Annotated in this window: 17 protein-coding genes; 11 read left to right on the top strand and 6 right to left on the bottom strand. The window is 71.5% G+C overall.

Annotated elements, in window-relative coordinates; genetic code table 11:
* The first annotated feature begins 9 nt into the window (after positions 1–9).
* Positions 10–948, top strand: a complete 939-nt coding sequence (locus ABTY62_RS01255) for a LysR family transcriptional regulator (protein ID WP_352127237.1) — start codon at positions 10–12, stop codon at positions 946–948.
* Positions 949–996: 48 nt separating this feature from the next.
* Here the strand turns inward: ABTY62_RS01255 and ABTY62_RS01250 are convergent, their stop codons facing one another.
* A complete protein-coding gene (locus tag ABTY62_RS01250; protein ID WP_352127236.1) occupies positions 997–1,710 on the bottom strand; it encodes a GntR family transcriptional regulator in 714 nt (237 codons plus the stop codon).
* A gap of 211 nt (positions 1,711–1,921) precedes the next feature.
* On the opposite strand from ABTY62_RS01250, the gene manD reads away from it, so the two are divergent.
* From manD to ABTY62_RS01210, 9 genes are all read left to right on the top strand, one after another.
* The gene (gene manD / locus ABTY62_RS01245) at positions 1,922–3,130 is read left to right on the top strand and encodes a D-mannonate dehydratase ManD (RefSeq protein WP_352127235.1); all 1,209 of its coding nucleotides are present in this window, start codon (positions 1,922–1,924) and stop codon (positions 3,128–3,130) included.
* The gene (locus ABTY62_RS47465) at positions 3,127–4,020 is read left to right on the top strand and encodes a mannitol dehydrogenase family protein (protein WP_502997380.1); all 894 of its coding nucleotides are present in this window, start codon (positions 3,127–3,129) and stop codon (positions 4,018–4,020) included. The genes manD and ABTY62_RS47465 overlap by 4 nt, the downstream gene beginning before the upstream one ends.
* A 12-nt stretch (positions 4,021–4,032) precedes the next feature.
* The gene (locus ABTY62_RS47460) at positions 4,033–4,581 is read left to right on the top strand and encodes a mannitol dehydrogenase family protein (RefSeq protein WP_502997385.1); all 549 of its coding nucleotides are present in this window, start codon (positions 4,033–4,035) and stop codon (positions 4,579–4,581) included.
* An 85-nt stretch (positions 4,582–4,666) separates the two neighbouring features.
* Positions 4,667–6,061 (top strand): MFS transporter, encoded by a 1,395-nt coding sequence (locus ABTY62_RS01235; protein ID WP_352127234.1) that lies wholly within the window; start codon positions 4,667–4,669, stop codon positions 6,059–6,061.
* Positions 6,058–7,116 carry an L-idonate 5-dehydrogenase gene (locus tag ABTY62_RS01230; RefSeq protein ID WP_352127233.1) on the top strand — a complete coding sequence of 353 codons (1,059 nt, stop codon included), beginning with the start codon at positions 6,058–6,060 and terminating at the stop codon, positions 7,114–7,116. The genes ABTY62_RS01235 and ABTY62_RS01230 overlap by 4 nt, the downstream gene beginning before the upstream one ends.
* Before the next feature lie 208 nt (positions 7,117–7,324).
* Entirely contained in the window at positions 7,325–9,628 is a 2,304-nt protein-coding gene (locus tag ABTY62_RS01225) for a xanthine dehydrogenase family protein molybdopterin-binding subunit (protein WP_352127232.1), read from the top strand.
* Complete coding sequence (locus ABTY62_RS01220) at positions 9,625–10,557, top strand: FAD binding domain-containing protein (RefSeq protein ID WP_352127231.1); 933 nt, start codon at positions 9,625–9,627, stop codon at positions 10,555–10,557. The genes ABTY62_RS01225 and ABTY62_RS01220 overlap by 4 nt, the downstream gene beginning before the upstream one ends.
* A complete protein-coding gene (locus ABTY62_RS01215) occupies positions 10,554–11,036 on the top strand; it encodes a (2Fe-2S)-binding protein (protein ID WP_352127230.1) in 483 nt (160 codons plus the stop codon). Before ABTY62_RS01220 ends, ABTY62_RS01215 begins: the two co-directional genes overlap by 4 nt.
* 187 nt (positions 11,037–11,223) lie before the next feature.
* Entirely contained in the window at positions 11,224–13,530 is a 2,307-nt protein-coding gene (locus ABTY62_RS01210) for a FlgD immunoglobulin-like domain containing protein (protein ID WP_352127229.1), read from the top strand.
* A gap of 38 nt (positions 13,531–13,568) precedes the next feature.
* On the opposite strand, the gene ABTY62_RS01205 is transcribed toward ABTY62_RS01210, so the two are convergent.
* Complete coding sequence (locus ABTY62_RS01205) at positions 13,569–14,189, bottom strand: L-threonylcarbamoyladenylate synthase (protein WP_311721988.1); 621 nt, start codon at positions 14,187–14,189, stop codon at positions 13,569–13,571.
* A 155-nt stretch (positions 14,190–14,344) separates the two neighbouring features.
* Here ABTY62_RS01205 and ABTY62_RS01200 point away from each other — a divergent pair, with 155 nt between their 5' ends.
* On the top strand, positions 14,345–15,175 hold the full coding sequence (locus ABTY62_RS01200; protein WP_352127228.1) for a phytanoyl-CoA dioxygenase family protein: 831 nt from the start codon (positions 14,345–14,347) through the stop codon (positions 15,173–15,175).
* A 124-nt stretch (positions 15,176–15,299) separates the two neighbouring features.
* On the opposite strand, the gene ABTY62_RS01195 is transcribed toward ABTY62_RS01200, so the two are convergent.
* The 4 genes from ABTY62_RS01195 to ABTY62_RS01180 are packed head-to-tail and all read right to left on the bottom strand — an operon-like array spanning position 15,300 to position 21,073.
* Positions 15,300–17,894 carry a glycoside hydrolase family 3 C-terminal domain-containing protein gene (locus tag ABTY62_RS01195; RefSeq protein ID WP_352127227.1) on the bottom strand — a complete coding sequence of 865 codons (2,595 nt, stop codon included), beginning with the start codon at positions 17,892–17,894 and terminating at the stop codon, positions 15,300–15,302.
* 55 nt (positions 17,895–17,949) lie between these two features.
* On the bottom strand, positions 17,950–18,861 hold the full coding sequence (locus tag ABTY62_RS01190; protein ID WP_352127226.1) for a carbohydrate ABC transporter permease: 912 nt from the start codon (positions 18,859–18,861) through the stop codon (positions 17,950–17,952).
* Positions 18,861–19,760 carry a carbohydrate ABC transporter permease gene (locus ABTY62_RS01185; RefSeq protein WP_352127225.1) on the bottom strand — a complete coding sequence of 300 codons (900 nt, stop codon included), beginning with the start codon at positions 19,758–19,760 and terminating at the stop codon, positions 18,861–18,863. Before ABTY62_RS01185 ends, ABTY62_RS01190 begins: the two co-directional genes overlap by 1 nt.
* Entirely contained in the window at positions 19,757–21,073 is a 1,317-nt protein-coding gene (locus ABTY62_RS01180) for an extracellular solute-binding protein (RefSeq protein WP_352127224.1), read from the bottom strand. The genes ABTY62_RS01185 and ABTY62_RS01180 overlap by 4 nt, the downstream gene beginning before the upstream one ends.
* Between the last annotated feature and the right edge of the window lie 67 nt (positions 21,074–21,140).

The raw sequence follows: 21,140 nt of genomic DNA, 5'->3' as shown, positions 1-21,140 counted from the left end.
GGACCGGCGATGTTCGATCTGCACCGGCTGCGCCTGCTGCGCGAGCTCAAGCACCGCGGCACCCTGGCGGCCGTCGCCTCGGCCCTCTCCTACGCGCCCTCGTCCGTCTCCCAGCAGCTCTCCCAGCTGGAAGCCGAAGTCGGCGTCCCGCTGCTGGAGCCGGTCGGGCGGCGGGTGCGGCTGACCGAGCAGGCCGAGATTCTCGTCGCCCACACCGAAGCCGTACTCGAACGCCTGGAGCGCGCGGAGGCCGACATCGCCACCTCGCTGACCGAGCTGACCGGCACCCTGCGCATCGCCTCGTTCCAGACGGCGGCCCTGGCCCTGGTCCCGGCCGCGCTGGGCCTGCTGCGCGATCGGCACCCGAGCCTGCGCGTCCATGTCACGCACATGGAACCGGAGAAGTCCCTGCCCGCCCTGCTGGCCCGCGACTTCGACCTGGTCCTCGCCGAGGAATACCCCGGCAACCCCAATCCGCGCTCCGCCGAACTCGAACAGGAGGACCTGCTCGACGACCCCCTCCACCTCGCCCTGCCCGAACCGGTCGTGGGGCCGGGCACCGACGGCCCGATGGCGGCGCTGCGCTCGCTCGCGGACCACCCCTGGGTGATGGAACCCGAGGGCACGGCCGCCCGGCACTGGGCCACGGCCCTGTGCCGCAACGCCGGGTTCGAGCCCGACGTACGGTTCGAGACCACCGACCTCCTGCTCCACCTCCGCCTCGTCGAGCAGGGGCACGCCGCGTCTTTCCTGCCCGAGCTGGTCTGGAACGGACAGCCCCGGACCGTCACCCTGCGGCAGCTCCCCCGCGGCCAGCGCGCCCGCCGCATCTTCACCGTCGTACGCCGCGGGCGCAGCCGGCACCCCGCGGTCCTCGCGTGCCGGGACGCCCTCCACCGAGCGGTCGCCCTGGACTCCGGCCGGGCATCGGGAAAGCCCGGGAACTGAACCAGCGCCGGGTGCTGGTCATACGGGACACTCCTGGACCCGTCCGGGTCACTCCCAGACCACGACGTTGCGCCGCACCGGCACCCCCGAGGGGTCGGAGGCGAACAGTTCGGGTGAGTGGGCGCGGATGCGCTCGATGTCGCTGAAGACCGCCCTCAGATGAGTGCGCATGGAGGTGCGGGCGAGCTGGACGTTCCCGCCGAGCACCGCGTCGAAGATCTCGTGGTGCTGGGCGGCGAAGACGGCCGGGGACACGTTCTCATGGAGACCGAGGCGCCGGGCCCGGTCCAGATGTCCCTTGGCCGCGGCGACCGTGGACCAGACGTTGCCGTGCCCGCTCAACCGCATCAGGCCCTGGTGGAAGGCCTCGTCCAGCTCGAAGAACTCCTCGAGGCCGAGGTCCGCGCGCTGCTGGCGTTTCAGGTTGTCCCGCAGCTCCTCGACGACCGCGGGGTCGAGCTGTGGGGGCAGATCGTCCAAGGAGGTCAGCTCGACGGCCTCCCGCAGAAATTGCGCGTCCGCGACCTGCGCCGGGTCCACCCGGGACACGAATGACCCGATCTTCGGGAAGATCTGCACCAGGCCCTCCTGGGCCAGCAGGATCAGGCTCTCCCGCACCGGTGTGCGGCTCACGCCCAGGGACGCCGCGAGTTCGTTCTCCGACAGGGCGGCGCCCGGGGCGAGTTCGAGGGTCAGAACCATCTGACGCAGCTTGAGGTAGATAGCGCGCCGACTCGTCCGACGGCGGTTCGATTGAGCCATGCGCCCATCGTACGTATCGGCGGAGCCCGCCAGGCGCCGGTCGGGGAGGTGTGGGCCGACTTTGGGACGCCCGTAAAAACGTGGTGACGGGAGTATTGCCGACGAGCACGACAGGTGCTTGTATACAAGCACTGCGCGACAGGAACTGCCCGACCGATGGCGGACGCCGGTCGGGCAGCCTTGTACCACCGCGCCGCGAGGAGAGCCCCCATTGAGCAAGATCGAACGTGTCGACGTGTTCGTCGCATCCCCCGGGCGCACCTTCGTCACGCTGCGCATCACCACCTCGGACGGGGTGACCGGCCTCGGCGACGCCACGCTCAACGGCCGTGAGCTGTCCGTGGCGAGCTATCTGCGCGACCACGTGGCTCCGCTGCTGATCGGCAAGGACCCCGCCCGCATCGAGGACATGTGGCAGTACCTGTACAAGGGCGCGTACTGGCGTCGCGGGCCCGTCACCATGACCGCCATCTCCGCCGTCGACACCGCGCTGTGGGACATCAAGGGGAAGACCGCCCGGCTGCCCGTCTACCAGCTCCTCGGCGGCCGGTCCCGTGCCGGCGTCCTGGTGTACTCGCACGCCAGCGGCGCCGACGTGCCCTCGCTGCTCGACGACGTCGAGCGCTATCTGGAGCTGGGCTACAAGGCCGTCCGGGCGCAGGCCGCGGTGCCCGAGGTCGGTGGCACGTACGGGGTCCGCAAGGGCAAGGTCTACGAGCCGGCCGCGACCGATCTGCCCGACGAGCAGCCCTGGGACACCGAGGCCTACCTCGGCTTCGCGCCCGCCTACCTGGAGGCGGTGCGGGAGCGCTTCGGCTTCGGCTTCCACCTCCTGCACGACGTGCACCACCGGCTGACCCCGATCGAGGCGGCCCGCTTCGGCAAGAGCGTCGAGGCCTGCCGACTGTTCTGGATGGAGGACCCGACGCCGGCCGAGAACCAGGAGGCGTTCCGGCTCATCCGGCAGCACACCACGACCCCGATCGCGGTGGGCGAGGTGATGAACTCGATCTGGGACGTCCAGCAGCTGATCACCGAGCAGCTCATCGACTATGTGCGCACCACCGTCGTCCACGCGGGCGGCATCACCCACCTGCGGCGGATCTTCGACCTCGCGGCGCTCTACCAGGTGCGCACCGGCTCCCACGGCGCGACCGACCTCTCGCCCGTCAGCATGGCCGCCGCCGTGCACCTCGACGTGACGGTGCCGAACTTCGGCATCCAGGAGTACATGGGCCACGCCGACGAGACCCACGAGGTGTTCCGCAGCGGGGTCACGTTCGCCGACGGCATGCTCCACCCGTCCGAGGAGCCGGGTCTGGGCGTGGAGTACGACGAGAGGGCCGCCGAGCGCTTCCCCTACCAGCGGCGCTACCTGCCGGTCGCGCGCCGCCTCGACGGCTCGGTGCACGACTGGTGAGCGCCACCGCCCTCCCCGCGCTGAACCGCGCGGGGCTCTCCCGCCTCGCCCCCGAGGCGCGCCCCGCGGTCGACCCCGCCGAGTTGCGCGCCAGGGTCGTCCACTTCGGGCTCGGCGCCTTCCACCGGGCGCACCAGGCGGTCTACACCGAGAACGCCGCCGCCCGGTCCGGCGAGCCCTGGGGCATCACCGCCGTCGCGCCCCGGTCGGCGGAGACCGTGCGCGCGCTGCGGGACCAGGACTGCCTCTACTCGTGCACCGAACGCCGCCCGGCGGGCAGCGTCACCCGCGTCGTGGGCTCGGTCGTCGGCGCGCTCGCGATGGGGCCGGACGCCGAGGCCGTCGACGCCCTGCTCGCCGACCCCGAGGTGACCGTGGTCACCCTGACCGTCACGGAGAAGGGCTACCACCGCTCGCCGCTGACCGGCGGTCTGGACACCGCGGCGGCACCGGTCGCCGCCGACCTCGCCGCGGCCCCCGGCGGCCACCTCGCCACCGTGGTGGGCCGGCTGGCCGCCGGGCTGGCCGCGCGGATACGTGGCGGCGCGCCGCCGGTCAGCGTGGTGTCCTGCGACAACATGGCGGGCAACGGCGCCGCGCTGGGCCGGGTCGTCCATGACTTCGTCCGGGCCTCCGCCTGGCCGGACCGCGACACCATCCTGGCCGAAATGGCCGAAAGCGTCGCCTTCCCGGCTACCGTCGTGGACCGGATCGTGCCCGCCACGAGCGAGGCCGAGCGGTCCGCCGCCGCTGCCGCGCTCGGGGTGCACGACGCGCTCCCCGTGACGGGTGAGCCCTACCGTCAGTGGGTGCTGGAGGACTCCTTCGCCGCGCCCCGGCCGCCCTGGGAACGGGACGGCGCCCTGTTCGTCCCCGACGTCGCGCCGTAGCAGCTCACCAAGCTGCGGCTGCTGAACGGCTCCCACTCGGCGCTTGCCTACCTCGGCCTGGCCGCCGGGTGCGCCACCATCGCCGACACCATGGCGGCGGACTGGGGCGAGCGCCTGGTCCGGGCGCTGTGCGCGGAGGTCGCCCCCACCCTCCCCGCCGACGGCCCCGACCCGGTCGCGTACGCCGACGATCTCGTCGTACGGTTCCGCAATCCCGCGATGCGCCACCTGCTGCGGCAGATCGGCTCCGACGGCTCTCTGAAGATCACCGAGCGCTGGCTGCCCGCCCTGCGCGAGCTGCGCGCCCGCGGCGCGGCCACCCCGGTGCTGGAACTCGCCCTCGCCGCCTGGGCACACGCCACCCGCCACGCCCACGGCACCCTCGCCGACCCCGCGGCCGAGGCGCTCGCCGCCTGCTGGGAACCGTCGGACCGGCCCTCGGCGGCGGTGCGCGCGCTGCTGCGCCTGCTCGGCGCGGCGGACCTGGCGGACGACGACGCCCTCGTCGCCGCCGTCGCGGACCGGCTGCCCGCGCTCCGCTCGGGCCGCGTGGAGATCTGAGCCGGCCCGGCCGCCGGCCCGCCCACCGCACATCACCCCTCCCCCGAACACCGCTCACCGTCGTCCCCGAACAACGGAGTTCACCATGCAGGACAGCACCATGACCGAGGAGCAGGCGCGCCCCGCGCAACGCACCACGAGCGATCTGGCCAGAGCCGCCGTCTCGGGCTGGCTCGGTACGGCCATGGAGTTCATGGACTTCCAGCTCTACTCGCTGGCCGCCGCGATCGTCTTCAACAAGCTCTTCTTCCCGGACGTCAGCCCCGCCATCGGCCTGATCGCCGCCATGGCCACGTACGGCGTCGGCTACGTCGCCCGGCTCGCCGGCGCCGTCTACTTCGGGCGGATGGGCGACCGCATCGGCCGCAAGAAGGTCCTGTACCTCACCATCCTGCTGATGGGCGCCTCCACCACCCTCATCGGCGCCCTGCCCACCTACTCCGCCATCGGCGTCGCGGCGCCGATCCTGCTCGTCGCGCTGCGGCTGGTGCAGGGCTTCGGCGCGGGCGCCGAGATCGCCGGGGCCACCGTGCTGCTCGCCGAGTACGCCCCCGTCCGCCGGCGCGGCCTGGTCTCCTCGCTGGTCTCGCTCGGCACCAACTCCGGAACGCTCGCCGCCTCGGGCCTGTGGGCCCTGCTGCTCGGCGTGCTCAGCGAGGAGCAGCTGCTCTCCTGGGGCTGGCGGCTGCCCTTCCTGCTGAGCTTCGCGCTGATGCTGTTCGCGTTCTGGCTGCGCCGTGGCCTCAAGGAGAGCCCGGTCTTCGCCGAGCGCGCCGACGTGGTGGACGGCGTGGCCCTGCGCCGCGACGAGGTCGAGTCCGCCATCGCCGAGGCCGACGACCACCGGGGCGATGTGCTGGCGGCCGGTGTCCGGCAGCGCAAGGGCAAGGCGTTCTTCCTCGCGCTCGGACTGCGCTTCGGCCAGGCGGGCAACTCCGGGCTCGTCCAGACGTTCCTCGTCGGCTACATCGCCACCAACCTCGCCGTCGGCAAGACCGTCCCCACCGACGCGATCATGTACGGCTCGCTGCTGGGCTTCGTCACCGTGCCGCTGATCGGCCTGCTCGGCGACCGCTTCGGACGCCGGGTGCTCTACCTCACGCTCACCGTGCTGACCATGGCAGCGGCCTTCCCGGCGATGCTCCTGATCACCTCCGGCTCCACCCCGGGCGTGCTGATCGGCATGGTGCTCGCCCTGAACGTCGGTGTCCTCGGGCTGTTCTCGCTGGAGAGCGTGACGATGGCCGAACTCTTCGGCGCCCGCTCCCGGTTCACCCAGCTCGCGCTCGCCAAGGAGATCGGCGGGATCCTCGCCACCGCGATCGGCCCGGTCCTGGCGGCCACACTCACGGCCGTCACCGGCAGCTGGTGGCCGATCGCGGCGATGCTCGTCGTCTACTCGCTCATCACCTTCGTCAGCGCGCTGCTCTCCCCCGAGACACGCGGACGCGACCTGGTCCGGCTGGAGGACGCCGCATGAGTACGGCCACGGGAGACCGCCGTATGCGGGCGGTCGTGGTGCACGGCCCCGGCGATGTGCGCGTCGACGAACGGGCCCGGCCGGTGCCGGGCCCCGGCGAGGTCCTCCTGGCCCTGGAGTGGGGCGGGATCTGCGGATCCGACATCGCCTACTGGAAGAAGGGGGCGTCCGGTACGGCCTCGCTCACGCACCCGCTGGTGCTCGGGCACGAGGTCGCGGGCCGGATCGCCGCGCTCGGCCCCGGGGTCACCGGCCTCGGCGAAGGGCAGCCGGTCACCGTCCACCCGGCGCAGCTCGTCGGCGACGGCGTGCTGCCGGAGCGGATCGCCGGACGCACCAACCTCTACCCGAGCGTCCGCTACTTCGGCTCGGCGGCCTTCGACCCGCACACCGACGGCGGGTTCAGCGAGTACCGGGCGGTCCGCGCGGACCAGATCCGGCCGCTGCCCGACGGCGTCGACACCGAACGCGGCGCCCTGGCCGAGCCGTTGGCGGTCGCCCTGCACGCCGTCGGCCGCGTCCCCGACCTGCGCGGCCGTACCGTCCTGGTCAACGGCGCGGGACCGATCGGCTCGCTGGTCGTCGCCGCGGCCCGGCACCGCGGGGCGGGCACGGTCGTCGCCACCGACCTGGCGGCGTCCTCCCTCGCCGTCGCCCGCGCCATGGGCGCCGACGAGACCCGCGACCTCTCGCGCGGCGACGGCCTGCCGCAGGACGTGGACCTCGTCTTCGAGGCCTCCGGCGCCCCGGCCGCGCTCGGCCCGGTCCTGCGCGCCACCTCCCGCGGCGGCACGCTCGTCCAGGTCGGCAACCTGCCCGGTGCCCCTGCCCCGGCGGTCCTCGGTGACCTGGTGACCCGCGAGATCACCTGGATCGGCTCCTACCGCTTCGTCGACGAGATCGACGACGCCCTGCGCGCCCTGCGGGACGGTCTGGATGTGACGCCGCTGATCACCCACCGCTTCCCGCTGGAACGGGCGGAGGAGGCACTGGCCGTCGCCGCCGACCCGCACAGCGGCAGCAGCAAGGTCATGCTGCGGCTGACCGCACCATGAGGCCCGCACCATGAGGCCCGGCGCATGAGACGCGGTTCATGAGGCGCGGCGCGCCCCTCCCGGGCGCGCCGCTCCCCGCCCCGAACGCCCGGCACGGTCGGCATGCGGGTGGCCCTCAGCGGTGAGAAACTCGTACCACCGCGCGTATGAGCGCGTATGAGGCGCCCTCGCCACCCGTCGCAACGACACCAGGCGCAGAGGGGTAGTCGTGGATCAATGGACCAGGCGCGAGGACAAACGGCTTCTCACCGGAAGCGGCCGCTTTGTCGCCGACATCGATGTGCCCGGCTGTCTGGACGCCGTGTTCGTCAGGAGCCCCGTCGGCCATGGCACCCTGCGCGAGATGGACTGCGCCGCCGCCCGCGCGGTGCCGGGAGTGGTCGGGGCCTGGTCCGCCGCGGACTTCACCGACCTGCCCGCCTGCGCGCAGTCGGCCGCCGGCCTCCAGGATCTGCCCCCGGTGCCGTACACCTTGCTCGCCAAGCTGTCCACGGAGGAGTCGGTGACCGGCCGCGAGTGGCCGGCGCTGGTGAAGGACCGGGTCCGGTTCGCGGGCGAGGCGGTCGCGGTGGTTCTGGGCGAGGACCGCTACCGGGCCGAGGACGGAGCGGCGGAGATCGACTTCCGGATCGATCCGCTGCCGGCGGTGGTGACACCGTCCGCGGCGGCGGACGACCGGGTTCGTCTGTTCGACGGCTTGAGCAACGTCGCGTTCGAAGGGGATGCCGGCAGGCCCGTCGAGGAGTCGACGTGGCGGGAGGCGGCGGTCGTCGTGGAGGGCCGGTACCGTCAGCAACTGCTCATGCCCACCCCGATGGAGTGCCGGACCATCCTCGCCGTGCCCGAGGGAGACCGGCTGACCGTGTGGTCGGGGCATCAGATGCCGCACCGGCTGCGCCGTGAACTGGCCGCGTTGCTGGGGTTGCCGACCGACCGGCTGCGGGTGGTCGTCCCGGACACCGGAGGAGCGTTCGGGTCGAAGAGCGCCTCGTTCCCGGAGTTCGTGGTGGTCGCCTTCCTGGCGATGCGGCTCAAGCGGCCCGTGCGGTGGATCGAGGACCGTCTGGAGTCCATGGCGGTCGCGACCCGGGGCCGGGGACAGGATCAGCGGGTACGGCTCGCCGCCGACGGTGAGGGGCGGCTGCTCGCCTACGAGTTGACGGTCGACGCCGATGTCGGCGCGTATCCGCACCTCGGGGTGGGGCTGCCGATGCAGACCGCCTGGATGGCACCGGGTCCGTACGCCACCCCCGAGGTGCACGCGACCGTCCGCTCGGTGCTGACCAACACGATGCTGACGTATCCCTATCGCGGGGCGGGCCGTCCTGAGGCCGCGATCGCTCTGGAGCGGGCGATAAACAACCTGGCCCGTCGGCTGCACACGGACCCTGCGGAACTGCGGCGGCGCAACTTCATCCCGCCCGAGGACTTCCCCTACGAGACGCCCACGGGCCGGCGCTACGACAGCGGGAACTACGCCGCCACGCTCGACCTGGCGCTGGAGACCGTCGGCTACGACGAGTGGCGGGCCGAGCAGGCCCGGCGCCGCGCCGACCCGGACGCCCTGCCCCTGGGCATCGGTCTGTCCTGCTACGTGGAGCGCTCCGGCGGTGAGCCCGGAGGGCTGCACGAGTTCGGGAGCATCGAGGCCGACGAGGACGGCACGATCATCGTCCGTTGCGGGGCCGCGTCGAGCGGCCAGGGCCACGAGACGGTCTTCCCCGCGCTGGTCGCCGAGACCCTGGGCGTCGAGGGGCGGCGGGTCCGGCTGGTCGAGGGGGACACCGACGAACTGGCCGAAGGTCTCGGCTCCTTCGCCAGCAGGTCGGCGCAGGTGGCCGGAGCGATGCTCCAGCACGCCTCCCAGCTGCTCATCGACGAGGCCCGCGACCGGGCCGCACGGCTGTGGCGGGTGCCGGTCGAGGAGGTGGAGTGGTCCCACGGCGCCGTACACCACGGCTCGGCGGCCACGGACGTGGCCGAACTGGCCAAGGCCACGGGTACGTTGCGGGTGGAGGACAGGTTCGAGTCGGGCATGGCGTTTCCGTTCGGCGCCCATGTGGCGGTGGCCGAGGTCGATCCGGAGCTGGGCACCGTGCGGCTGCTGCGGGTGGTGGCGGTGGACGACTGCGGCGTGGCGCTCAATCCCACTCTCGTGCACGGCCAGGCGTTCGGATCGGCCGTGCAGGGGATCGGCCAGGCGCTGTACGAAGGCATCCCCTACGACGACGCCGGCACACCGATGCTGGCCAACGGCCTGCTGGACTATCTGGTGCCGACGTTCACGGAGATCCCACCGCTCGAGATCAAGGACACCTGCACACCGAGTCCCAGCACGCCGCTGGGCGCGAAGGGAGCGGGCGAGTCGGGCTGCATCGGCACCCCGGGCGCGGTCGTCAACGCGGTGGTCGACGCCCTCCAGGTCGCCGACCCCGCCCTGCTTCAGATGCCGCTCACCCCGGATGTGGTGTGGCGGGCGGCCCGCGCCCCCAAGTTCGAGGAGGCCCGGTGAAGCCCGCCGCCTTCGACTACGTCGCGCCGCACACGGTGCCCGAGGCCGTCGAGGCGCTCGGCGACTCCGGGCGCGTGGCCCAGGTTCTCGCCGGTGGCCAGAGCCTGATCCTCGAGATGCACCTGGAGCGCGTCCACCCCGGCCTCGTGGTCGACATCAACCGCGTCCCGGCGCTCGACGAGATGCGGGTGTACGACCACTCGCTGCGGGTCGGCGCGCTGGTGCGGCATCAGGTCTTCGAGTCCCCCGGGGCCGTACCGGGTCCGCTCGGCGCGCTCTTCTCACGCGCCGTCGTGAACATCGCCCACCCTCCCATCCGCGCTCGCGGCACCATGGTGGGCAGCTTCGCCTGGGCGCATCCCGCCTCCGAGTGGTGTGCCATCGGTGTCGCCCTGGACGCGGACGTCGAACTGCACGGCCCGGACGGCGCTCGCGAGGTGGCGGCCCGCGACTACTTCCACGGACCGTACCGGACCGCGCGGCGCCCGGAGGAACTGATCACCTCGGTGCGCTACCCCCTGCTCGGCGACGACACGGGGGTCGGCTTCCTCGAGCACCGGCGCACCCACTTCTGTTTCGCGCAGGTGGCCGTCGCGGCGGCCCTGACCATCGGCGACGGGGTGATCCGCGAGGCGCGGATCGGGCTGGTCAACTGCGCCGACCGGCCGGTGCGGGCACGCGCGGCGGAGCAGCTGCTGACCGGCGCCGAGGCCGGCCCCCTCCCGGTCGGCCACCGGATTCCGGAGGGCCACCCGTTCGCCCGCGCCGGCCGGACGGCCGCGGCGGAGGACGCCTCGCCCGTGGCCGAGCCGTACGCCGATCTCGAGTACCGGCGACAGGCCATCGCGGTCCTGGTGGCCAGGACACTGAGCCAGGCAGCGGCGGACCAGCGGTCGCGGGCCGCCGCGGGCAAGGGAGATCCCCCATGAAGATCACCCTCAATGTGAACGGTGACGCGTACCCGCTCGACGTCGAGCCACGGCGCATCCTCGCCGACGTACTGCGCGAGGACTGCGGTCTCACCGGTACACATCTGGGCTGCGAGCACGGCGTCTGCGGCGCCTGCACGGTACTCGTCGACGGCAGCGCCGTCCGCTCCTGCCTCATGTTCGCCGTGCAGTGCGACGGCAGCTCGGTGCGCACCGTGGAAGGGCTCTCGGGGCCCGATGGCGAGCCACACCCCCTCCAGCGCGCCTTCTCGGCCGAACACGCCCTCCAGTGCGGGTTCTGCACGCCGGGGTTCCTCATGGTGGCCGCCGGAGCAATGGAGGCCGACCCCGCGCTCGGTGACGACCCGGAGGCCGTCGCGGGCCTCGTGGGCTCCAACCTCTGCCGGTGCACCGGCTACGAGCCCATCAGGCGCGCCATCGCCCGCGCCGCCCGGGAACGGCAGAACACCGCCACCTGACGAACCGGCCGACGGGCGTCTGCCCGCGGCGCGGCCACTTTTCCCCCGCCTTCGGCGCAATCTTCTGAAACAGCCGCCGCGGCACGGACGTTGTCCCTACCCTGACGTGGGCCTCGCATGATCGGCAGGCCCACGGGTGACCAGGAGGCGACGGGTCGCCACTGGTCGATCAGCGAGGGGGAAAGAAATGACCCTACGGCAAAGACGTCTCAGACGCTCGGCGCGCTCCGCGACCCTGGTCGCGGTCACGCTCACGCTCGCCTCGGGCGTGGCCGTGTCACTGCCGCCGGCCACCGCCCGGGCGGCCGACGCCACCGAGGTGGTCATACCGTCGCCCGACGCCTACGACGATCGGGCCGAGGCGCTGCTGTCCACCGGCGACACCGGTGTGCTGCACCAGGAGCAGGGCTCCAAGAGCTATCTGTGGACGAATACGTATAACCGGCAGACCATTCCCGTGAAGGCGCTGGACGGTGTGGACCGGGAGTCGATCTTCTCGCACCACGACCAGAGCAACCGCGTCGCCTACGCCACCACCGATGCGGACGGCGCGACCACGATCACTCTGCTCAACGTCGACCAGAACACCAAGTCCACCCTGAGACTGCCGGACGGCTACGCGCACCCCCAGGTGTACGGCGGGTTCGTCCTCGCCACCCGGACCCTGGAGGACGGCACATACGAACTGCGGGTGCTGCGGCCCCGCGCCGGGAACACGCCCTACGACGTGCAGGTGCAGCTGCCCGCGGGCGCCACCGCCGAGTCCGAGCCGGTGGTGCTCGGCGGCGAGAGCACCTCGCTCCTCATCCCCTACCGCACCGGCTCCACCCACGGCTACGGCATCCTCAACGGCATCACCGGCACGGTCGCCCCGCTGCCGGTCACCGGCGAGGCGAGCAGCTTCCGCCTCACGCGCGACACGGTGACCTGGTTCAGCCGCCAGGACGAGCAGGGGGTGCGGGTGCTGCCGCGCGACGGCAGTACGACGACACCGCGGGTCGTCGCGCTCACACCGGGGTCCCCCGACAGCGAGATCACCGCCTACACGGTGGGCCGGAACGTGCTGTGGTACGAAGGGGACCGCGGACCGCTGCGGCTGACGCCGATCGACGGGGCGGAGACCTCACGCGTCCTGCTCACCGATATCGAACAAGGTCTCCAGGGGTCCAACAGCACGCTCACCGCCCTGGGCCGCGACGCGGACGGCACGCGCGCCATCCACCGCTTCACCGTGGACGGCAGCGGGCTCGTGTTCGATCAGCAGCTGCGCGTGGTGGCGCCGGTCACGGTGGCCTACGGCTCGATCCAGGCGCTCGGCCTGGACCGGGGAACCGTCCGCTACGTCAACGCGCTTCAGGAGACACAGCGGCTGCACGGCAAGGACGTCGGCACCGGGCTGGACCCGGCCGCCGGGGACGATCTGCCGGTGTACGGCGACTCCGCACCGGGGCGGTTCGCCGACGGTGGCGACGAGGGCCTGGCCCGGCTGGTGGCGGACCCGGACAACGGCGGCAAGGACGTGCTGGTGACGGGTGACGACCCGGACCGGCCCGTCGACCGGCTGCCGCTGCCCGGCGCGGACGGCCGGATCCTGGACGTCTCCCCCGAGTACGTCCTCTATGAGTCGCAGGGCCCGCTGAAGCGGCAGTACGTCATCGACATCGTTCGCGACCGGATCGTCCGGGAACAGGCCGCGCAGGCCGCGGCCCTGGACTACGCCACTCTCTGGACGCCGTCCCCGGACCGGCCCGGCACCGTGATCGCCACCGATCTGCGGACCGGGAAGCAGACCGGCACCGTGTCGCTCGGCGCGTCGTGCACACCTGAGGAGCTCCAGAGCAACGGCACGCTCCTGTACTGGAGCTGCCCCGAACAGGACCAGGCCGGCATCCAGGACCCGGACACCGGGACGACCTACCCCGCCCCGGCCACCGGAGCCCTCCTCGGTGACGGTTTCCTCGCCGACCACAACACCGTCGACGGAGCGCTCGGCCTGACCGGCCTCAACGAGGACGGGACCACCACCGATCTGGGCACCGTCCTCGGGATGATGCCCACCTCCGCCGCCGACAGCCGGGGCGTCACCTGGGCGGTGGACCGCCGCGCGGGCAAGCTCGCCTATGTGGACAGGGCGGAGACCGTGCACGTCTTCGCGCCCCAGCACGGCGTCTCCGCGCTCTCCGTACCCGACCGCAGCGCCCCCGCCACCTGGGACCACGGCGCGGAAACGGCCTCCTGGAACGCCCAGTGGTGGCTGTCCAAGCCGGCCGCCTCCTGGAAGCTGACGCTGCACAACGACGACACCGACACCGAGGTGCGCACCTGGACCGGCACGTCGGCCACGAGCACCGTCAAGGTCGCCTGGGACGGCACCACCGCCGAGGGCCCCGCCGCGCCCGACGGCGCCTACACCTGGACCCTCACCGCCGCCCCCGCCGACGGTCAGGGTGACCCCGTCACCGTCTCCGGGGCGCTCACCGTCACCGGTTCATAAGGCAGGACGACGTCGGGTCGGCGGAACGCGGCCACGGGCTACTCGAACCGGGCCGTGTCGCCCGCCCCTCGGCGTACGATCTCGGCTTCGCCGCTGGAGAAGTCGATGACCGTGGTCGGCTCGGTGCCGCAGTCTCCCGAGTCGACCACGGCGTCCACCACATGGTCGAGCCGGTCCTTGATCTCCCAGCCCTGCGTCATCGGCTCGTCCTCGCCGGGCAGCAGCAACGTACTGGAGAGCAGCGGCTCACCGAGTTCGGCGAGCAGGGCCTGGGCCACGGCATGGTCGGGAATCCGCACGCCGACCGTCTTCTTCTTCGGGTGCGGCAACTGGCGCGGTACGTCCTTCGTCGCGGGGAGAATGAAGGTGTAGCTGCCGGGCGTCGCCGCTTTGATCGCACGGAACACGTCTTTGTCGATATGCACGAACTGACCCAGCTGAGCGAAATTCTGGCACACCAGGGTGAAGTGGTGACGGTCGTCGAGGTTCCGGATCGACCGGATCCGACCGATACCGTCGCGGTTGCCCATTTGGCATCCCAGCGCGAAACAGGAGTCCGTCGGATAGGCGATGAGCTCGCCGGAGCGGATCCTGTCGACCACATTGCCGATGGTGCGCTGCTGGGGGTTTTCGGGGTGTACGTCGAAATACTTCGCCATCCGCCGAGCCTACGTCATCGCGGTCAGCATGCTGTTCCGCGGCGCCTATCGCTTCTTTTCCATTCGAATATCATGGCGTGAAATCGAAAGCCCTGATCACCGATATGCCCGATTACGTCGCGACGAAGCCACTTTCACCCTGGAGGTTCGCGTCCATGGCCGGTGCCGCAGTCACCTCGCTCTCCGCCCTCAAGTCCGCCTACCGGACCCATGGTTGGTGTGAACCCCCGTACCGGTTCAGCGGCGAGGCCGTCGAACTGATACGGGACCGCGTACTGGCCATGAGCCGGGAGCGCAGGCCCGAGGTCGTCCACGAGCAGGACAGCGGGATCGCCCGCGCCATTCACGGCTGTCACGCCTTCGACGAGGTGTGCGCGGCCCTCGTCCGCCTGCCGTACCTGGTCGCGCTGGCCGAGGAGTTCCTCGGCGGGCCCGCGTACGTCTACCAGTTCAAGGTCAACCTGAAGCAGGCGCACGAGGGGGCCGCCTGGCCGTGGCACCAGGACTTCGCGTTCTGGCACGAGGAGGACGGCATGCCGCGTCCGGACGCCGTGAACATCGCCATCTCCCTGGACGACGTCCACGAGGGCAATGGCCCGCTCATGGCCATACCCGGGTCGCACCGGCTCGGTCTGCTCGACCTCCCCGAGGGCCGGGCGGAGAACGACGCGGAATCCGACTGGCGCACGCATGTGTCGGCGGATCTCGCCTACACCGTGAACGGCCACCGGGCCGAGAACCTGATCCGCGAGAAGGGACGGAAGCTGTTCCTGGGCCCGCAGGGCTCCCTTCAGGTGTTCCACCCCAGCGTCGTCCATTCCTCGACGAACAATCCGTCACCGGACCGCCGCGCGTTACTCCTCATCACCTACAACGCCGTCGACAACGCCCCGGCGCATCCGACCCGTCCCGCCTTCCTGGTCTCCAGGGACACGACGCCCGTCGTGAGTCGGGCCGATGAGCGCCTCGGCCTCGTGGCGGTATGAGGCGCCGGCTCAGCGCTTCGCGTCGTGTCCCTCGTAGCTGAACCATGCGGAAGGCTCCTCTTGTGGTGGCGCTGGTGAGCGGGGGCCGCCGGGCGGGCGCTGGTCGCCCGCCCGGCGGCTCTCGTCAGCGGACGTCGACCCAGCCGGCGAACCGGGCGTCGGCGGCGGAGGTTCCGACATACACGGGTGTCCGGCCCTTCGGCGTCACCCAGGTGTCCCGTGCCTCGTCGAAGTAGGACACCGCGCTCCGGTCGATGCCGACCGTGACCCGCCCCTCCCCGCCGGGCTTCACCTCGAGGGCACGGAAGCCGGCGAGTTGCCGGGCCGGTGTGTCGGCCCGGGTGGGCAGGTGTCCGACGTACACCTGGACCGTCGCCCTGCCCTGCCGTGCGCCGGTGTTGCGCACATCCACCCGTACGCGGCCGACGGTGTCACCGGACGCCGCGGCCGTGATCGCGGCCCGGGTGGCGAAGTGTCCGTAGGACAGCCCGTATCCGAAGGGGAACAGCGGCTTCTGCCCCGTCTTCTGGTACCAGCGGTATCCGACATAGATGCCCTCGGCGTACGACTGGGCCGGGCCGCCGGCCGTCACGGTGCCCGGATACGTCAGCGGGGTGTTCGCCGCCGCGGGGCCCTGCGCGTCCGAGGCGGGGAAGGTGACGGGCAGCCTGCCGCCGGGGTCGGTGTCGCCGTAGAGGACGCGGGCGAGGGCGGTGCCGAACTCCTGGCCGGGATACCAGGCCTGGACGACGGAGTCGACCTTGTCGAGCCAGGGCATGAGCACGGGGCCGCCGGTGTTGAGGACGACGACCGTCCGGGGGTTGGCCCGCGCCACCGCCTCGATGAGCTGGTTCTGGTCACCGGACAGGGCCAGGGTGGAGTGGTCCATTCCCTCGCCCGAGGCGCTCTGGGCGAACACCACGGCCACCTCGGCCTTCCGGGCCGCGGCCACGGCGGCCGGGATCCGCGACTGCGCGGGGGTCTGCCAGCCGAGGCTCAGGGAGGGGCGTCCGAGGGAGGCGGCGTAGTCGACGCGGATGTCGGCCGGGCGGCCCGCCGTGAGCTCGACAGTGCCCTGGATCGGGTACTGCGGCCCCGCGAGGAAGGAGGCGCCCTCCCGGTATCCGGTGGCGATCTTTTTGCCGTCGATGTACAGGGACGCGATGCCGCGACCCAGCATGGTGAACCGGTACAGGCCGGTCTCGGGCGGGGTGAGCGTTCTGCTCCAGCGCACGGAGTACGACGATGCCACTCCCGCCGGGGGCGTGGTGAGCCCCGGGCCGGTCTCGGTCCGCGTGGCGGCCGGGCTGCCGCTGAAGTCGGTGTTGTTCCAGTAGGCGGCCGTCACACCGGGGCTCTTGCCGTCCCCGGCGGTGAGGGCCCCGGTGGGTATGGAGGTCTTCGCGTGGGTGTCCCCGGCGGAGCCCTGGGCCGCGGTGACCGTGGCGCCTTCACCGGCGCGCGCGGAGATCCCCTCCAGCGGGGTGACGTTGCCGCCGACCGTGGTCGGGACGGCCGCGGAGCCGCCGTTCGTGTAGACGGCGTCCTCGCCCGACGGGCCGATGACCGCGATCGAGGCGTCGCGCTGCCGGGTCAGGGGGAGCGTGTCGTGCCTGTTGCGGAGCAGCACCATGGAGTCCGCGGCCACGTCGGCGGCCAGCGCGCGGTGTTCGGCCGTGCTCACGACGTCCTGTGCCTGGTCGACCGGATGGTCGAAGAGGCCGGAGTCGAAGATCGCGAACAGTGTGCGGCGCACGATGTCGTCGAGCCGGGACTGCGGCACGGCCTTGGAGGTGAAGATGTCGGCGGTCCGCCCGCCGCTGCCCTGGTCGTACTGGGGGATGTCGACGCCCGCGTTGGCGGCGGCGGCCTGGTCGCGCACCGCGAGACCGTAGTCGGGGGTGACGACGCCGTCGTACTGGGACTTGAGCCGGTCGAGCAGTTGCTTGTTCTCGCAGGCCTGGGTGCCGTTCACCCGGTTGTAGGAGCACATGACGGCGTCGGCCCCGCCCTTGGTGACCAGGCGGTCGAAGGGCCTGCCGTAGATCTCGCGCAGGGCGCGCTCGGAGACCTTGACGTCGACGCCCCCGGTGCGCCCGGAGGCGGTGGTGAGACCGGTGCGGTAGTACTCCTGGCTGTTGCCGGCGTAGTGCTTCGCGGTGACCAGGACGTTGTGCGCCTTGGCCGCGGCGGCCTCGGCGGTCGCCAGCTCACCGACGAGATAGGGGTCTTCGCCGAGGTTTTCCGCCTGGCGTCCCGCCAGCGGTGTGCGGGTGACATCGGCGGCCGGTCCGAGCCAGACGTTGCGGCCCTTGCCGCGCAGTTCATCGGCGATCGCGGTGCCGATCGCCCTGGCGTGTCCGGTGTCGAAGGTGGCCGCGAGCGCCTGCGAGGAGGGGAACGCGGTGGTTCCGGAGAGTCCGATCCCGCTGGGGCCGTCGTGCGAGTTCAGCAGCGGAACACCGTACTTGGCCAGTGGCGCGAGATCGTCAAGCGCCACCGCGATCTTCTCGTCCTGGGTCAGGACCGACAGCAGTTCGCCGGCGCGGGCCCGGGCCGACTGGTGCGGGTCGCGCCACGGCTGTCCGGCCTCGGCCGGCCGGGCGGTGGCGGGGGTGGCCGCGGTGACCATCGCCAGCACGGAGGCCACGGCGAGCCCCGCCAGGACGCTGGAGCGCCCGGCTCTCTTTCCTGATGTTCTCCGGGATGGGTACGGCATGGCATCACTTCCTGGTGATCGCTGAGTGCCTGAGGTGTGCTCTGGGGGGTGGTCGCTACTTGCCGAAGCCCGCGGTCAGGCCGCTGATGAGCTGGCGGCGGCCCACGATGTACAGGGCGAGGATGGGCATGGTGGACAGGACGACCGCGGCGAGGACCGCGGGGACGTTGACCGTGAACTCGCCCTGGAAGCCCCACACGAACAACGGCAGGACGCGCTTGTCGGGGCTCTGGGTGAGGATCAGCGGGAAGAGGAAGCCGTTCCAGACGTTGAGCGCGTCGTAGATCGTGACCGTGATCAGGGCGGGCCGGGAGAGGGGCAGCGCGAGGCTCCACAGCATGCGCCAGTGTCCGGCGCCGTCGGCCCGCATCGACTCGTACAGCTCGTCGGGGATGTCGCGCAGAAAGTTGACCAGGATGATCACGGTGATCGGGATCGCGAACGCCGCGGAGGGAAGCACGATCGCCGCGAGGGTGTCGTACATCTGCGCCTTGGCGATCAGGTAGTACACCGGGATGATCGTGGCTTGCAGCGGGATGGCGAGGCCGAGCAGAAAGACGCTGAAGGCCCAGCGCAGCGCCCGGCTCGTGCCGCGCACGATCGCGTACGCCGCCAGGAAGGACACCGCGAGCGTCAGCAGTGTCGCTCCGGCCGTGACCACGACGCTGTTCCACAGGTAGTGCGTGAAGTCGTTGTCGAGGACCTGGCGGTAGTTGTCCAGGGTCGGGTGTGTGGGCAGCGCGAGGGGGTTGGCGTCGAAGAAGCCCTCGCGGGTGCGCAGGCTGGTGACGACCACCCAGTACACCGGCACGAGGACGATGGCCAGCCAGACCAGTCCGCCCAGGGCGCCGAGGGGGTTGGTCCGGCGCAGTCGTGCCAGGCGTCCGGGTGACGCCGACAGCCCGGCGGCCGGGCGGGGCCGGCTGGTCCCGGTGTCTGCCTGCGGGACGTGGGAGAGGGCGGACATCACATACCTGCCTGCTGGCTTCGCATGCGCGAGAAGCCGGAGAAGCGGACGACGATCAGCGAGATGAGGAGTCCGGCGGCGACCAGGATGACGGAGATGGCGCTGGCCAGGCCCATCTCATTGCTCTGGAAGCCGGTGATGTACATGTCCAGCGGAAGCAGCCGGGTGGCATAGCCGGGGCCGCCTCCGGTGAGGACGAACACCAGGTCGAAGTAGGTCAGCGAGCCGACCAGCATCAGCGTCGAGGAGGTGACGATCGTGTAGCGCAGCTGGGGCAGGGTGATGTGCCAGAACTGGGCGAGCCTGCCCGCGCCGTCGATGGACGCGGCCTCGTAGAGGGAGGCGGGGATCTGCCGGGCGCCGGCCTGGTAGAGCAGGGTGTGGAACGGCACGAACTGCCAGGCGATGACGAACACGACCGCGTAGAAGGCGAGTTGGGGATCGCCCAGCCAGTTCTGGTTCAGCAGGGGCAGGTTCAGTCCGGCGCCCAGGCCGAAGTTGGGGTCCAGGAGGTTCTTGAAGATGATGGCGATCGCGGCCGAGGAGATCAGCAGCGGGACGAAGTAGAAGACGGCCAGCAGGGCGCGGTAGCGCTGCCTGCCCGCGACGAAGACGCCCAGCAGCAGGCTGATCGGGGTCTGCACCAGCCAGGAGACCAGCATGAACTTGGCGGTGAGCCATAGGGCGTGGCGGGTGACATCGCTGGTGAGGGCCGTGTGCCAGTTGTCGGTGCCGGCCCAGGCCGGGGCGCCCAGGCCGTCCCAGCGGGTGAAGCTCAGATAGCCGACGATCGCCATGGGCACGAGCGCGAACAGGGCGAACAGGGCGAGTGCCGGGACGGCCATGAGGAAGGGCGGGCCGCCCCGCCGGCCGGCCGGGGTTGCTTTGGTGGCGCTCATCCGGCTGCCTTGTCCATCTGCTCGCAGAATGTCTCGGGGCTGATCTGCCCGAGGAAGAGCTGGTCGAGGTGGGTGAGCAGGTCGTTGCCGAGTTCGGGGGCGAGCGCCTGGTCCCAGGAGAGCTGGAAGTTCTCGGCGTCGCGGGTCAGGTGGTAGACGTAGGTCGTCCAGTCCGCGTTGTCGCCGGCCTTGAGCTCGGCGTCCAGGCCCTTCACGGGAGGGACGTCGCCGTTCTTGAGGAGGTTGTCGACGTAGGTGTCGTTGTAGACGCCGTCCTTGAGGTACGACACCGCGGCCTTCTTCTCCTTGGGGCTCGCCTGCGCGGACATGGAGGAGAAGTTGGCGGGGTTGCCGACGACGTCGCCCGCGTCGCCCTTGCCGCCCGCGACGGCCGGGAACGAGGACCAGCCCAGGTGTCCCTCGGAGACGAACTTCGGGGAGCCGGTGGCGATGGTGCTGAACGCCCAGCTGCCCTGGAGGGTCATCGCGGCCTTGCCGGTGTACACCTGGGCCTCGGCCTGGCCGGTGTCGGCGGTGACGGAGGTGAAGCCCTTGGCGAAGCCACCGGCGTCGACCAGCTGCTTGATCATCCGGGCGGCCTCGAGGACGGCCGGGTCGGACCAGGCGCCCTTCTTCCCGGCCGCGATGTTCGCGAACACCTCGGGTCCGCCGATGCGGTCGACCAGGTACTCCAGCCACATCAGGTCGGGCCATTTCGACGCGCCGCCCATGGAGAGCGGGGCGATGCCCCGGGCCTTGAACTTCTTCACCAGGGCGAGCAGCTCGTCCCAGGTCTTCGGCGGCTGTGCGCCCACCTTCTCGAACAGCTGCTTGTTGTAGTAGAGGACGACGGGCTGCACACCGTTGACCGGGACACCGTAGACCTTGCCGTCGAAGGTGGTGGACTTCAGCACGGACGGGAAGATGCGGTTCTTCCACTGCGGGCTCTTGTTCAGCTCGGGCGTGAGATCGGCGACCTTGCCCGCGTCGACATAGCTCTTCAGCCCGCCGCCGCCCCAGTTCTCGAAGAGCACCGGGCCGTTGCCGGCGCCGACGGCCGTGCGCAGCTTCTGCTTGTAGGGGTCGTTCTGGAAGTACTGGATGTCGATCTTGCGGTCCGGGTGGGCCTTGTTCCACTCGGTCGCCGAGGCGCGGAAGGTCGCCTCGGAGCCCTGGGTCAGAGCCCAGACCAGGGTGTCGCCACCGGAGCCGCCCCCGGCGGCGCGCCCGCCGCTGCCGCAGGCCGATACGGTCAGGGCCAGGGCGGCGGCAGCCGCGGTGCCCATGACACGGATGGGAATTCTCGTGGCCATCGTGAGCTCCTTCGCTCTCCAGAGGTTCGTTCGCGTGCTGCGGCACCGCCGTCGCGGCTTGCCGTTT

Origin of the sequence: Streptomyces sp. NPDC097640, from assembly GCF_040302705.1 — a bacterium.
In the GTDB taxonomy this organism is placed as follows: Bacteria; Actinomycetota; Actinomycetes; order Streptomycetales; family Streptomycetaceae; genus Streptomyces.
The sequence above is the reverse complement of the archived record's forward strand: the minus strand, read 5'-3'. Positions and strand labels throughout refer to the sequence as shown.